The organism is Herbaspirillum huttiense (assembly GCF_004367745.1).
Taxonomy (GTDB): Bacteria; Pseudomonadota; Gammaproteobacteria; order Burkholderiales; family Burkholderiaceae_D; genus Herbaspirillum; species Herbaspirillum huttiense.
This window is the reverse complement of record NZ_CP037993.1, coordinates 2,794,869-2,809,004: the sequence shown is the minus strand read 5'-3', so window position 1 is coordinate 2,809,004 and position 14,136 is coordinate 2,794,869. Positions and strand designations below refer to the sequence as shown.

Here is a 14,136-nt window from a genome sequence, read left to right as displayed (position 1 = left end):
GCAGCAGATTGGGCAAGGCCGGCTTTTTATCGTCCGGGAATGCGCGCTGCTTGTCGATGTTGAAATCAGGAAACGCCTGATGGCAGTGTGGATCGCCACGTCCTATCTTGGTTTGCATAACAAGGAGGGAGACATGTGTACCAATGCCATGAGCATCGCGCGTCGTCATCTGGGCATCATCGTGCGGCTGTGTGAGATGTCGGAACAGGATGAACCGATCGGCGAGCTGGTGCGCTCCACGGTTCGCAACTGCCTGCTGGCCATGCAGACGGCGGGAACCGAACCGATGGAGGCCGCCGAGATCATCGAACAGTTGCTGCAGCATGAACTGGCGGCCTTGCCGGCAGAGCGCGCCAAATGCCGCAAGGTGCTGGAAGCGGCGCACCTGCATGCGGAATACCTGACCATGGCGGAGCGTCGCGCCACCCATTGAATGAGGCAACACGCGCGAATTCAGGGTTGAAATCAAGCCTGAATTCACTCCTGAATTCGCGCTTGAATTCAAGCGTTCATTCGAGTCGGCAACCCATGCCTCACATCACGTCATCAAACTGTTCCGCAGGCACCGGCCTGCCGAACAGGTAGCCCTGATAGCGCGTACACCCCAGCGCCGCCAGGAACTGCTGCTGCTCGCGCGTTTCCACGCCCTCGGCAATGACTTCCAGCCCCAGCGCATCAGCCAGGGTGATGATGCTCTTGGCGATGGCCACGTCGCTGGGCGCAAACAGCAATTCGCGCACGAAGGACTGATCGATCTTGAGCTGGTCGATTGGCAGCCGCTTGAGCAGCGACAACGACGAATATCCCGTCCCGAAATCGTCCAGTGACAGGGCCAGGCCGTGCTGCTTGAGTTCCATCATCTTTTCGATGGTGGCCTGTACATCCTCGACCATGGCGGACTCGGTCAGCTCCAGCTTGAGGTGGCAGGGATCGGCTCCGGTCGCTAGCAGAGTCTCCAGAATGGACTTCACGAAGTCCGGCTGGCGGACCTGAACAGCACTGACGTTGACGGCGATGACCACCGGTACCCGCCGGCCTTCGCGGTTCCAGCGCACCGACTGCCGGCAGGCCTGCTGGAACACCCAGAGGCCCAGCGGCAGGATCAATCCCGAGGCTTCGGCCACCGGAATGAAGATGGCGGGCGAGACGCTGCCACGGAAAGGACTGTTCCAGCGCGCCAGCGCTTCCACCCCGATCAGGTTGCCGGCCTGGTCACGCTGCGGCTGATAGTGCAGCAGGAATTCGCTGCTGCCGATGGCGCGCCGCAGGTCGCTTTCCAGACCGGTGCGGAAATGCAGCGCATGTTCCATCTCCTGGTCAAACAGGCAGCTGGTATTGCGCCCCTTCTGCTTGGCCGCATACATCGCCAGGTCGCCCTGTCGCAACAGGTCTTCGACGCTGGCGCCTTGTCCGTGCATGAGGGCGATGCCGACCGAGCAGGTCGCGAAATGACTGAGTCCGTCCAGGTCGAAGCGCTGCTCCATGGCCGCCACGATGCGCTGCGCGAATCCGCAAGCTCTCTCTTCGATGAGGGCTGGCGAGGCCAGGGGCTGCTGCTGCAGGATCACGAATTCATCACCGCCCAGGCGGGCGACCAGGGCCCCGCCAGCCAGTTCCTGCAGGCGTGTGGCGATCCGGCAGAGCAGCCGGTCGCCGATGGAATGCCCGAGGGCATCGTTGAGATCCTTGAAATTGTCGATGTCGATGAAGAACAGCGCTGAGGGCTGGCCGAGATAGCTGGCGGCGGCGATCTGGTCGAGCAGCAGGCGGCGGTTGGGCAGGCCGGTGAGCGGATCATAGAAGGCCAGTTGCCGGGTTTCGTCCTGCAAGCGCTTCTGGTCGCTGATGTCGATCTGGGTGCCGACGTAGTGCGTGATGTGTCCGGCCGGATCGGCCACGGCGGTGAGGGTCAGCATGGCGCAGAAGGTTTCGCCGTTCTTGCGCCAGACCCGCACCTCTCCCTGCCATTTGCCATTGCGCTGGACCAGCGTCCATAGCCGGGCACGAAAATCCTCCTGGTCTTGCTCGCGCTGGCAGGGCGGCATCCCCTCCGCAGGCAGCTCGTGCAGCTGGTAACCGGTCAGGGCGATGAAGGCGGCATTGGCATCGAGCACGTTGCGCCCGGCGTCGAGCACCCAGATCGCCTCGGACGAATGAAAGGCCGCCGCCGCGATGCGCAGCGAGGTCTCGCTCTGCTGCAGCCGTGCCGTACGGCGTGCCACTTCGCGCCGCAGGTAGGCGGCAATCAGCAGGGCACACAGCAGCAAGGCCAGCGCGCCGCACAGCAGCCACCAGACATGGGCGGGCAGGCTGGTATTGCCGCGCCCCCACTTGCGCAGGATCTGGAAATACATGGAATCAGGATCGGCCTGCCATTGGCTGAGCGCGCGGTCGATCGCGGCCAGCACTTCCGGGTCTTCTTGCTTGCCACTGACGAAGAACAGCTTGACCGGCTGGAACACGATGCTGGTATCGGTCAGATGATAACGATCGGCCAGCATGTCGCCCGCTTGCTGGCTGGCAACGATGCCATCGAGCTCGCCCGCCGCCGCCATCCGGAAACCGCTCTCGACGTTGTGCAGCATGACCAGGTGGACCTTGATGCCGGAGTTGTCGATCAGGTTGCGGAAATAACTGGCCTGCACCGAGTTTTCGAGCAGGCCGATCCGCTTGTCCTTGAGATCGAAGACGGAATTGATCGCCACCGAGCGGCTGCGATAAAGGATGGACCAGCTGTAGAGCGCCGGTACGGAAGGGAACTGGAAGACCTTTTCGCGCTGCTCGGTCCAGGCCACGTCGGGCAGCAGGTCGATCCGGCCCTCCTCAAGCTGCTTCAGGCAGGCCTGCCACTCACAGGGGGCGAAGCGCAATTGCCAGTGCTCGCGTTCGGCAATAAGCCGGATCAGGTCGATGTGCAGGCCGCTGGCCGTCCCTTCGCCGTCGAAGAAGATCTTGGGGGGATTCTGATAGACGCCGACCGTCAACAGCTTGGCAGGTGCGCCTGGCGGCTGGGCGTGCGCAGTCATGCAGATGCTGCCAGCGGCCAACAGGCCCAGCAGTGCGAGCCGTTTCAGCAGGCATTGCCACGAACGGGGAAGCCGCCACGGGTTGCCGCTGGGCGGCTTGCCTTGACGACCGCTGGCCGGTTTCTCCCCTGTCGCAGCCAGAGTGGGTGCTGGTTGATTCATGCTGCCCGCGCCTGTCCCTGATTTGGTTTTTTGTCTACTTTATAGGACAACTAACCAAATGAAAACCCTGGCGGGCGCAGGGTATTACGGGCAGGGTCAGGCTCAGAAGAAGCCTTGCGTGGGCAGCCGGACCTGGTTCACGCTCAGGTTGCCCAGCGCATAGGCCTTGTGCGAGGTCGGGTTGTGGGTGGAGATGGTACGGATATTGCGCCAGTGGCGATCCAGGTTGAACTGGGCGAGCGTGGCCGAGGCCCCGGCGATATCGAACAGCGCCGTGGCGGCGTGATGGGCGATGCGGTCCACCGTGATCTTGGCGCGGGCGGCGGCAGCGGCCGCATCTTGCAGGCGATCATCGGCATCAGACGCATTGGCCTTCAGGGCGGCGTAGGCGCGGTCGGCTTCAGCGGCCGCGGCCAGCACCACGGCGCGGGTGGCGAAGGCATCGGCATCGCGTTCGCCCAGGGCGGTCAGGAGGATGGGATCCTGTGCAGCCGAGGGCGTAGGCGCGTAGTAGTAATTGCGATTGCGCTTGCCCAGCAGTGCGGCGCCGTCACGGGCCACGGCGCTGACCACCCCGGCGATCACCGAGGTCAGGAAGAGCTGCGCGATGGTCGAGCCGAAGACGGCCTGGCGCGCCGGTACCTGATCCGGCAGGACCACTTCATCGGCGGCCACCACCACGTTTTCGAAGATGGTCGTACCACTGCCGGTGAGGCGCTGGCCCATGCCGAACCAGTCGTCGACAGTCTGTACGCCTTCACGCTGGCGCGGCAGCAGCACGACGGCGCGGCGGCCATCTTCCACCGACACGGTCACGTGCAGCCAGTCGGCGAAGAGCGAGCCGGTGGAGTAGAACTTCTGGCCGTTGAGTACGTAGTGATCGCCCTGGCGCACCAGGCGCGTGGCCAGCGGCGCATTGCCGCCGATCTGGGGCTGGCCCAGTTCGGTGTGGGAAGCGCCGACCAGATCTCCGGCCCGCACGCGCTCGCGCAGGCGCTGCACGCCCGCATGCTGCAGCGGTGCATTGAGCAGGCGTTCGAGGGCGACGTGGTGATTGCGCCAGATGTGGGCGACGTTGGGATCGGCCGCACCCAGCTGGATGGCCGTATCGAGCGTCTCGACGAAGCTCGCGCCGCCACCGCCGTAGTCGGCGTCGAGGCGGCCGGCACCGAAACCGGTGGCCTTGACCTCGGCGATGACGTCGAAGGGTTGTTCGCGCTGGGCGTCGCGCCGGGCAGCGCCATCGGCGATGCGTTGCAGGAGGTCGGGAGAGATTGTGCTCATGAGGTCGTGTCTGAAGAGGTCCGGGAATCGGCCTTGCAGCGGATGGCAAGGATGAGGGCATCATAGGGTCATGCAGCGTCGGACCAAACTGCGAAATTCTTCTTAGCTTGCGCGCTGGGTGCATAGCCGTCCTGGTGCCGGGCTGGCAGCCTGGCCATTGAAGCTTTAAGATCAGGGCTTTTGCGGAACTCGGGTTGAATGGGGCATGCGTCTTCGGTCATGGAAATTGCTGTTGCCAGTGCTGTTGCTCTTGTTGTCGGCGAGCCTGTGGCTCATTTGCAGCGAGCGCGATGCCAGAGACGGTTTCGTGAGAGAGGGCATTGCCATCCGGGTGAATCAAGCCGCTGATGAGCTCATGGAAAAATATCCGAAGCAGCTTGAAGTCGCCAGACACCCTGCAGGGCTGAATTTCTACAGCATGGATTGGCCACGGGACGCCCTGGCGAGCATCGTCATCGGTCAGCCGGACCACGCAGTGACCATCCCGTATGTCCTCGGCATCAGCGGAACTGACGATACCGGATATCCGGAGGAGAACATCTCCGAATGGCACATTTATGCCGGTCTGACGGGGCCCGAACTGATGGGCCACGACGAAGCGCGGCAAGCTTTCTTCCGGTTGATTCAATCCATTCGCGATGCCGGATGGCGCAATGCGATCTCGCGGGGTGCTCCCCGTCTCAAGGGAAAGGACACGCTGCGCTACGTTCAGGCGGCGCTGGTGGGCTGCCTGGATCCGGACTATGTCCCTGATCTGGAAGAGTGGATGAAGCTGGGTGCTGGCAGCAGCTGGTGTTTCTACGCCGATCATGCGTACTTCAGAATCAATCTGACCCGGGATCAAAACCGCACGGACATTCACCAGCCGGGTGCGTATTTCCTAACCTATGACCTGGTGGCCGAGAATGAGGAGATGCGCGCCTACGTAGGCCCTCAGAACAGACGCGAATGGAAGACGCGTCTTCCGGAAGCGCTCGCGCTGGAGCTGGCAGATCGGCAGCAGAAGGAAACGGAGTGGCAGCGCAAGGGCGCGCGCATTGATCGGGCGTATCAGGATCCGCCGGTTCCCGCCATCGCTCCTTGAATGCGCGTGCATGACGTATTTTGCAGGCCTCAGCTCTTGCCCTTCCGGGGAACCAGCGCGCGTTCCAGCAGGCGCATCCCATAGCTGAAGGCGAAGGCGCAGGTGGCAATCAAGGCGATGCCGACAAAGACCGCATCGGTTGCCAGGAAGTGGGAGGCCGACATGATCATGTAGCCGATACCGCGATTGGCTGCAATCAGTTCGGCTGCCACCAGGGTGCTCCAGCCCACGCCCAGCGCAATGCGGATGCCGGTCAGGATTTCCGGCAGGGCCGAGGGCAGGACGATCTCGACCAGCAGTTGCCAGCGCGTCGCGCCCAGCGAGAGCGCCGCATTGACCCGCTCCAGCGGCAGCGAGCGTACGCCCGCCTGCGCCGACGGCACCACGGGTGCAAACATGGCGAGGGTCAGCAGGGTGATCTTGGAGGCTTCACCAATGCCTAGCCAGATGATCATCAAGGGCAGGTAAGCCATCGGCGGCAGCCGCATCAGTGTGAGGATGCCGGCGAAGCGCGCTAGCATCTAGCCGGTGATGGGAGTGAAGAAGTCGCTTAGGCAAAAGCCCAGCGAGGAGAGTGCAATGATCAAGGGCCTCACGGCCAAGGGCGGCAGTCTGGCCGTTGGCGTGCCTGCGTTCAACGAAGGGGGCGGGCTTTGCTGATGCGAAGAACGATGTTGGTTTTCCCGAGGGATGATCAGAACCACTGATTGGCGAAACCGCCAAGCGAAATATCGTCTTGAAATGGAACGCCCCAGAGTTACCCCGGGGCGAAATGAAGCAAGTCAACGCTTGCTGCAAGCGCCTGGCTTGGCAAACGCCGTGATCAATACTGTAGCGCCAGCGTCAACCTGAACGCACGGGGCTCGCCCGGATGAACCGTGACCCCGCTGGGTACCAACGCGCTGCTCGGTGAGACCTGGTAATCCTGCTCGTAGGCGATGTCATAGTACTGGCGGTTAAATACATTGAGCACATCCAGCGACAGGCTCACCTTGGGATTGAACTGGCGAGTCAATCGGAAGTTACTGACTACAGCAGAAGGCGCCGTCAAACTGCCATCTTGAGAAAGTGGGTAGGGCCCGATGTAGCGGGTCTCCCAGCCAGCCGCCCAGGGGCCTTGGTGCAGGGTTGCCTTGAACAGTCCGACCTTGCCAACCGCGTTGGGAATCCTGTCGCCGCTTTGTCCATTGGCGTTGCCGTCGGCGTAACGGGCATGCGTCCAGGCCATATCCGCGTCGATCATCAGCCAAGGATTGACGATCCAATGGTTGTTCCACTCCACGCCATGACGCTTGCTGGCGCCGTTGGCTTCGGTGGTGCCTGAGTCTGCCGAATAGACGATCTCCGAATCACTGTTCAGGCTCCACAGGGCCAGCGAGCTTTGCAAGCCATCGATGATTTCCGTACGCACACCAATCTCGCGCCCCCAGCTTTTCACCAGCGCCGGCACTGGGGTGACTGCATCCCCAGAGACCGGGTCCACACGGCCCGTCACGCCGCGTGCATCATTGCTATGCAGGCCCTTGCCGGCGTTGATAAAGAACTCGGTCTTGCTCCACGGCCCGAAGATCATCGACAGCTTGGGCGACATCTTGCTGGCCGACGCAGTTCCGGAATTGGCAGAAGTCTGGTAAGCCGTGACATCCATGTTCACATGATCTGCGCGCATTCCTGCAAGGGTTCGGAACCAGTCGTTCCAGCTGGTGGAGTTTTGCAGGTACACGCTGCTCATGGTCTCGCGCACCTTGTCATTGGTAACTGTCTGGAAGACCTGACGCGCCTGCGTATTGGCCAGGCCCACGTTGATATTGTCATGGCGCAGCTGCAATCCCAGTTCGGTCACCGAATCGCGGCCCAGCAGAGAATGATTCCAGCCCTTCACGAATTCGGCGCCGCCCAGATTGCGGCTTTCCTGCTGCTGGAACTGATCCCCTTGCACGGGATTGTTTTCGTAGTACGTGAAATTGGACCAGAGCTGAAGCCGGTAATGTTGTACATAGGCCGAGACCTTGCTGTAGCCGCTGCTATCGTGCTGATGCCATTCCCCAGAGAGAATCGCCCGGCCACTGTTGCCGCCGTCGCTCGGATCGAGTGCGGCATAACGGCCAAGCTGGCCGGACTGGATCAACTCCAGCGGAACCTGGTCAGTGGAATTCCAGCTACCACGGTAAACCATCGCATTGACCGACCAGCCATTGGCCTTGCTACCGTCACTCAGACGCAGCAGCGCATTGATCTTGCGGAATTTCTCGGGATTGTCCCAGGGGCCGTTCTCCCGCATCAGTTCCAGTGCGCCCAGCAGCACCGGTCCGGAGGCGATCAACCCGGTACCCGTCGAATCGCCTGGTGCCTGCAACAGGCGCGATCCGGCCATCAGGATGCGCTGATAACCGTGACTGCCGCCGGTCACACTCAGCAGATTCTGATCCAACTGTTTCACATAGCGCACATCCGCCGAACCTGCCGAGGAAAAATCACCCGTATCGGCAAAATAAGGACCCTTGCGGTAATCGATCTGATCGACCAGCTCCGGAATCAGGAAATTCAGGTCGCTATATCCCTGTCCATGCGCATTGGTCGGCATGTTGACCGGGACGCCCTCGACACGGGTGGCAAAGTCGGTGCCGTGATCGAGGTTGTAACCCCGCAAGAAATACTGGTTGGCCTTGCCATCGCCGGAGTGCTGGGTTACCACCAGTCCGGGTACCGTTTCCATTACCTCGCCCGGTCGAAGCAAGGGCACATCCTTGAGCAACTGTCCGTTGACCACACCCTGCGAGGCCGCATCTGAAGTGCCAACCCCATTGCTGTAGTGTGCACGCACGGTAATGGCCGGCAACACGGTGCTGTCATCGGCCGCTGCGGGCTTGTTGTTCACATCAGACTGCGCCGAGGCAGCGCCACTCCCCGTCACCAGCAACAGTGCGGTCAACCAAGTCTTCTTTCTCATCTTCTTGTCGTCTTTCTTTTAATATGATTTTTAATTAATTCGTCATACTCGTGGGCAAAAATAAAGTCGGACATCTCAATGTCCGACTTTCCTTGTCCTGGGAAGAATCGCGCAGCGGGCACAGCCGCTCAGGTGATCAGGGCCTCTCGGGGCGCTCGGTCACACCCAGCGCATCGTAGCCGCGCCACTTGTAGACCAACAGCGAGACTACCCAGCCCACCACGAACAAACCGATGATGAGATAGCCCAATGCACCAAAGTGCTCACCGATCATGCCCACGCCATCCCAGAACGGCCCCTGCAATGACAGCTTGTCGGCCAGCAGCCCCAGCACCTCGATGCTACCCACCACGACTGCCACCAATACCGACAGCGCCGTGATGGTGATGTTGTAGTAAAGCTTGCGTACCGGCTTGATGAAAGCCCAGCCATAGGCCCCCAACATCAGTACGCCATCGGTGGTATCGACGAGCGACATCCCGGCAGTGAACAGCAGCGGTAGTAACATGACCGACCACAGCGACATCCCCTGAGCACTCTGTGTGGCGGTCATCCCCAACAGGGCGATTTCGGTTGCAGTATCAAAGCCGAGACCGAACAGGAAACCCAGCGGGAACAGGTGCCAGCTGCGCGTTACCAACCGGAACATCGGCTGCAAGATACGTGCCAGAAAGCCTCGATTGCTCAGCAAAAGATCGACCTCTTCCTCTACGTAGGGCTTGCCATGCCGCAGGTCCCGGAATTTGCGCCATACCGAGATCAGCACATTCAGATTCAGTGCCGCGATGAGTAGCAGGAAAAAGGCTGAAACGAGTGTGCCGATGATGCCGCCGATCTCATGGAATTCTTCCATTCGATGCTGCATGCTCATGGTGGTCAGTACCAACAACAGGGAAGCCAGGATCACTACCGCCGAATGTCCCAGCGAAAACATAAGGCCCACCGCTACTGGGCGCTTGCCTTCCTGCATCAGCTTGCGCACGCAGTTATCGATGGCGGCGATGTGATCCGCATCGACTGCGTGACGCAGGCCAAAGCTGTAGGCCAGAAAGGCTGTTCCCAATAGCACTGGAGAGTGACCGAAGCAGATCAGTGCCAGAACCCAGGCTGCCAGATTGAAGAGAATCAGGAAAACATAAGTACCGATGATCCTGCTTTTAAGTCCTGGAGCAGCATCGTTGAGCAGAGCAAATGAGGATGAGAGCATGGCGTGGATGAAAAGGCATATGTCCAAGCCGCTCAAAATTCAGGAGCAGCTTCTTGGCGCGACATTGTTTTTGTGTGAACTAATTATAAATCATCATACCAATCACTACGAAGAGAACGGACATCCTCAACGCTGACCTGCTTTGTTATGATGGCGCCCTTTAGTCAACAGGAGCTTCTCATGCAGCGTTGGACGATTTCCGTAGACGATGACCTCGCCATCGAATTTGATCGCTTTGTCCTTGGCAAGGGTTATTCCAATCGCTCCGAGGCTTTCCGGGACCTGGCGCGCAAGGAGTTGGGGCAGGCAGAGATGGAAGAAGGAAAAGCCAAATGGTGCGTCGCCACCGTGAGCTACATCTACAACCATCATGAACGCATGCTGTCGAACCGCCTCACTCACCTGCAGCACGAGCATCACGACGTCGTGACCGTATCGCAGCATGTCCACCTTGACCATGACAATTGTCTCGAAACAGTGATCCTGAAAGGCCGCGTCAACGAGGTACGCGCTTGCGCCGAAGCCTTGGTGGCACAAACGGGGGTGCATAACGGCAACATCCATATCGTGCCGTTGCGATTGGAGAAAAAAAGTTATATCAGGACTAGCCACACACATTAACCCGCTCCTGCATTGGGTGCGAGAAGGTCAGATGCCGCTTTTTAACTTTACGTTGACACGGCGCACCGCAATGACAATCCCGCTGAGAGAGAGCCCCAGACCTCCAAGACTGAGGAGGATCAGCACAGCCTCCCTCCAGCCGACTGCAGCCAGCATGAAATGCAGGTCCCAGCTATGCAGGAAGCTGAACAGCCAGCGCCCCACGCGTTGCGCGCGGTCAGCGGTGAGAGCGATCTGCCCGGTGGCTGGATCGATATAGACCAGGGTGCTGCCCGCATCATCAAAACGCAACCTGAGCACCGGCAGGCGACGCTCGGCGCCGCCCATCATGGCTTCCGGCGCACGGCGGTAGTAATAGGCATCACCGCCATCGAGCAGCTCTGCCTGCATGAGTTTGGCGGGCAGCAGCATTGCAGCGGCCTCTTGCAGCATCGCCTGTGGCCATTGCCGCTGTACCAGCAGACCCTGTGCACCCGTGGTGACGATGCGAGTACCATCTGCGGCATCCCGGGCAAGCACGAAGCAATGGCCACCAAGATTTTTCCACTCCAGTTCGACGGCCTGGAAACCATCCCGCTGCAGTGCCTGCAGGATGTCCGTTGGCGTGCGATCCAGATGATGCTGGGCGACAGTTGCCCCGTCGTAGCGCGCCAGATCCGGCGATTGCGTCGGCGAAAAAATACCCAGTGGATTCATCGACATCAGACCACTGAAGATCCATGTCAGCGTAATGGCAGCAAAGCCCAAACCGAGCAGATGGTGCCAGCGCATCCATCCCGGCGCGAAGGGCGAGCGGGAACCGGATTTATAAGGTCGCGCAAAGCGCCAGCGCCAGAGCCCCACGACGATGCCGCTGCAGGCAACCAGAACGCAGCCGGTCGAGAGCGCAATAACGGTCCAGCTCCAGACCGGATCGCGCGACTGGTTCTTCAAGGGATAAAGCCAGTGCAGCCACGCGCCAACATAATTCCACATGCGCTGAGAGCTGCTGGCCTGCATCACGACCTCACCGGTCCGGGAGGAAACGTAGAGCAAGGTCTGCGCAACATCGCCGACCTGCACCATGTGCAGGGGGCGATGCGGGTTGAGGCTGCCGGAATGGGTCCAGCGATCTTCATCGATGCTGCCCAGGTATAGAACGTCCTCACTGCCTGAGAATACCCTGGCGCTGCGCAGTGCCGCAGCGCTGCTGAAGCCCTCTGCCTGGACGCCACTGGAAGCATCCATGCTGGTCAGGCTGCCATCGGCAAGCTGCACGATATAGCGTGCTTGCCCGGAGGCAGCGTTGAGGACCAGCCGGCTGACCGGCGCATCTCCCATGGCCTGCGAGGGTAATTGTGGTGCGGCACTCAACGCTGGCAATGCTGCCAATCGGTCCCAAGGGGTGAGCTTGGGATAACCGATGAACAGCATCACCATGCCGCTGAAAAACCACAACGCCATCAGCAGGCAGCCGGCGACACCGCACCAGCGGTGCGTGAGATAGGTCCAGCGCCGCAGGCTGCCTGTCAATTTTTTCATCAGGCTCAGAAGCGATGATTCAGCGTCAGCTGAACTTCACGCTCGGGACCATACAGCCATTGCGTGGTGGTGTAATACGCCGTGGTGAAATAACGCTTGTCGAAGACATTGTTGGCACGCAGTGTGACCGTGGTGGCCTGCGTGGCCTTCCATTGCAGCGCCAGGTCAGTGGTGGTGTAGGAGGGCAGTCTGATCGTATTGGCATTGTCGGCATAGCGCTGGCCGACATACTGCAGGCCGCCGCTGGCGGTCCATGCCGGCAGGAAGTTCCAGCTCAGCCAGACATTGGCCAGACGCTCGGGGACATTGGTGGGTACCTTGCCGTCACGCGAGACAGCTGCACCACTGACCGATTCGGTGAAGTCATCGAAGCGTGCGCGCAGCACGGTGGCATTGGCGTTCAGTTTCCATTGCTCTGCAAAGGCCAGCGACAGGCTGGCTTCGATCCCACGCGAGGACTGCTGTCCGACCTGCACGCTGGCACTGGGATTGGCCGGATCGCGGGTAAGCAAATCGTTCTTGCGGATATCGTAGAGCGCCAGCGTCCACTCACCGCGCTTGTCCCAGAACACCTGCTTGATGCCAGCCTCAATCTGTCGTCCGGTCGACAACTTGAATTTGCTGTTGGCCTTGCTCATGAAGAGCATGCTGCTCACGGGCGCCGCCGCCTTCGAGTATTGGCCGTAGATACTCAGGTCAGGGGTAATGGCATAGACGGTTCCCAGGCGCCAGCCCAGGTTGGAGAAGCCTTGATCGAAACCACCCGTGCCGCCGGCAAGATCGGTGCGGGAGACATCCGCGTGATCGAAGCGCAGGCCGGCCAGCACACTGAGTTTTTCGGTCAGGTCCAGCTTGTCTTCGGAGAAGACTGAATACTGCGAGGCGCGCGCGCGGAAGCGAGGCAGGAAAGCCGGAATCCCCACGCCGCTGGCATAGCTGCCCGGGTCGAAGCTATAGGGATTGACCGAGCTGAAGCTGCCACTGTAGGTGTTGTTGGTGTGCGTAAAAGACGTCGAGTTGATATCAAAGCCGACCGAGACCTGATTCTTGAGGCCTGCCAGATGGCCCTTGAAGGTCGCATCAGTAGTTACTCCGGTCTGCGATTGGTCATGACGGATTTCGGTGGCATCGCCACGATCGACCAGTCCGGTCGCGTTGTTGTAGACATAGCTTTCCGCGTTGCGCCAGTAGCGATTGCTGTTGATCTGATAGAGACGAGTGCGCAGCGTGGTATCGGCGTCGGGTGTCCACTGGGCTTCCAGTTGCGCCCAGCGGTCCTTGTAGTCGATGGTGCCGTCAGCCACGTTGTAGTTGCGTTCGCGCAGCGCATCGACTTGTTGACCGTTGATCAGGGGCGTACCGAAATAGGCCATCGGACGCTGATGCCCCTGGGCATAACTCAGCTGCACGAACAGATCGCGATTGACATCCAGGCGCAGCGCACCGGACAGGCTCAGGTTGTTCGTGTTGCCGCGATCGACCCAGCCATCCGACCGATCTCCAGCGATGTCGACCCGGTAGGACAGCATCTCGTTGATGGCGCCGCCGCTACCCAGTCCGAGGCGCCGCGTGTTATGGGTGCCGATGGTAGTTTCAATTTCGTTTTCGATCTTCCCGCGTGTGGGCTTTTTGGGGATCACATTGACCACACCGCCGATGGCACCATCACCATAGATCACCGAGGCAGGTCCGCTGAGGACTTCGATACGGTCAATGTTCCAGGTGTCGAACGGAAAGCTCACGCCCACGCCACCGTATTGGCGCAGGCCATCATAGAGACGCATCACGGAGGTGGCATCGGTGAAGCCGCGTGCCGACAGCGCGCTGCCGCTGTTGCCCGGGTGGCCCATGGCGCTGTAGCCGGGCGCACGGGTGATGGCATCGGTGATGCTGGCGTCGCCGCGCTCTTCCAGTTGTTGGCGGTTGATGACGCTGACGCTGGCTGGCGTCTGCAATGGTGTCAGATCCAGATTGGAACCGACCGACACCTGGTTTTGCAGCGGCAATGTGCTCTGGGCATTGATCGTGATGGCCGGCAGCGCATTGGCGGATTCCTCTGCCTGGACAGGAGCGGCGAGGCAGAGCAGGGGCAGTGCATAGGGAGCATATGCAATCGTGCGGCGCAACTGGGCCGGCAGCGAACGGGCAGGATACGCGAGGGTGCGTGGTTGGGATTTTTTTGTCATGTCAGTGTCTCGGGGAAGGTGTCGTGGGGTGACTGAGAAAGGCCCAGTCAAGCGCGGCACACAGCATCTTCAACGCCTCTTGAGGGCGTCCGGGC

The 14,136-nt window shown here is 60.6% G+C and carries 10 protein-coding genes; 3 read left to right on the top strand and 7 right to left on the bottom strand.

Going from position 1 to position 14,136, the window contains the following annotated elements; all coding sequences use genetic code 11:
* Positions 1-133: 133 nt before the first annotated feature.
* On the top strand, positions 134-433 hold the full coding sequence (locus E2K99_RS12705; RefSeq protein ID WP_134222435.1) for a hypothetical protein: 300 nt from the start codon (positions 134-136) through the stop codon (positions 431-433).
* A 100-nt stretch (positions 434-533) separates the two neighbouring features.
* On the opposite strand, the gene E2K99_RS12700 is transcribed toward E2K99_RS12705, so the two are convergent.
* Together E2K99_RS12700 and E2K99_RS12695 are read right to left on the bottom strand one after the other, a co-directional pair.
* Positions 534-3,188 (bottom strand): EAL domain-containing protein, encoded by a 2,655-nt coding sequence (locus E2K99_RS12700; protein WP_240733906.1) that lies wholly within the window; start codon positions 3,186-3,188, stop codon positions 534-536.
* A 102-nt stretch (positions 3,189-3,290) separates the two neighbouring features.
* Positions 3,291-4,472, bottom strand: coding sequence for an acyl-CoA dehydrogenase family protein (locus tag E2K99_RS12695; protein ID WP_134222434.1), 1,182 nt, complete (start codon positions 4,470-4,472; stop codon positions 3,291-3,293).
* A gap of 205 nt (positions 4,473-4,677) precedes the next feature.
* Between E2K99_RS12695 and E2K99_RS12690 the strand changes: the two genes are divergently transcribed.
* Positions 4,678-5,556 (top strand): hypothetical protein, encoded by an 879-nt coding sequence (locus E2K99_RS12690; protein WP_240733905.1) that lies wholly within the window; start codon positions 4,678-4,680, stop codon positions 5,554-5,556.
* A 29-nt stretch (positions 5,557-5,585) separates the two neighbouring features.
* Here the strand turns inward: E2K99_RS12690 and E2K99_RS12685 are convergent, their stop codons facing one another.
* The 3 genes from E2K99_RS12685 to E2K99_RS12675 all read right to left on the bottom strand — a co-directional run bounded on the left by E2K99_RS12685 (position 5,586) and on the right by E2K99_RS12675 (position 9,713).
* Positions 5,586-6,077: an ABC transporter permease subunit gene (locus tag E2K99_RS12685; protein ID WP_240733904.1), complete on the bottom strand. Its 492-nt coding sequence runs from the start codon at positions 6,075-6,077 to the stop codon at positions 5,586-5,588.
* A gap of 302 nt (positions 6,078-6,379) precedes the next feature.
* Positions 6,380-8,506 (bottom strand): TonB-dependent receptor, encoded by a 2,127-nt coding sequence (locus E2K99_RS12680; protein WP_134222433.1) that lies wholly within the window; start codon positions 8,504-8,506, stop codon positions 6,380-6,382.
* 136 nt (positions 8,507-8,642) lie between these two features.
* Entirely contained in the window at positions 8,643-9,713 is a 1,071-nt protein-coding gene (locus E2K99_RS12675) for a HoxN/HupN/NixA family nickel/cobalt transporter (protein WP_134222432.1), read from the bottom strand.
* Positions 9,714-9,893: 180 nt separating this feature from the next.
* Between E2K99_RS12675 and nikR the strand changes: the two genes are divergently transcribed.
* On the top strand, positions 9,894-10,334 hold the full coding sequence (gene nikR / locus E2K99_RS12670; protein ID WP_134222431.1) for a nickel-responsive transcriptional regulator NikR: 441 nt from the start codon (positions 9,894-9,896) through the stop codon (positions 10,332-10,334).
* A 27-nt stretch (positions 10,335-10,361) separates the two neighbouring features.
* On the opposite strand, the gene E2K99_RS12665 is transcribed toward nikR, so the two are convergent.
* Together E2K99_RS12665 and E2K99_RS12660 are read right to left on the bottom strand one after the other, a co-directional pair.
* Positions 10,362-11,855, bottom strand: coding sequence for a PepSY domain-containing protein (locus E2K99_RS12665; RefSeq protein ID WP_134222430.1), 1,494 nt, complete (start codon positions 11,853-11,855; stop codon positions 10,362-10,364).
* 5 nt (positions 11,856-11,860) lie between these two features.
* Complete coding sequence (locus tag E2K99_RS12660; protein WP_205703782.1) at positions 11,861-14,041, bottom strand: TonB-dependent receptor; 2,181 nt, start codon at positions 14,039-14,041, stop codon at positions 11,861-11,863.
* Positions 14,042-14,136 lie beyond the last annotated feature (95 nt).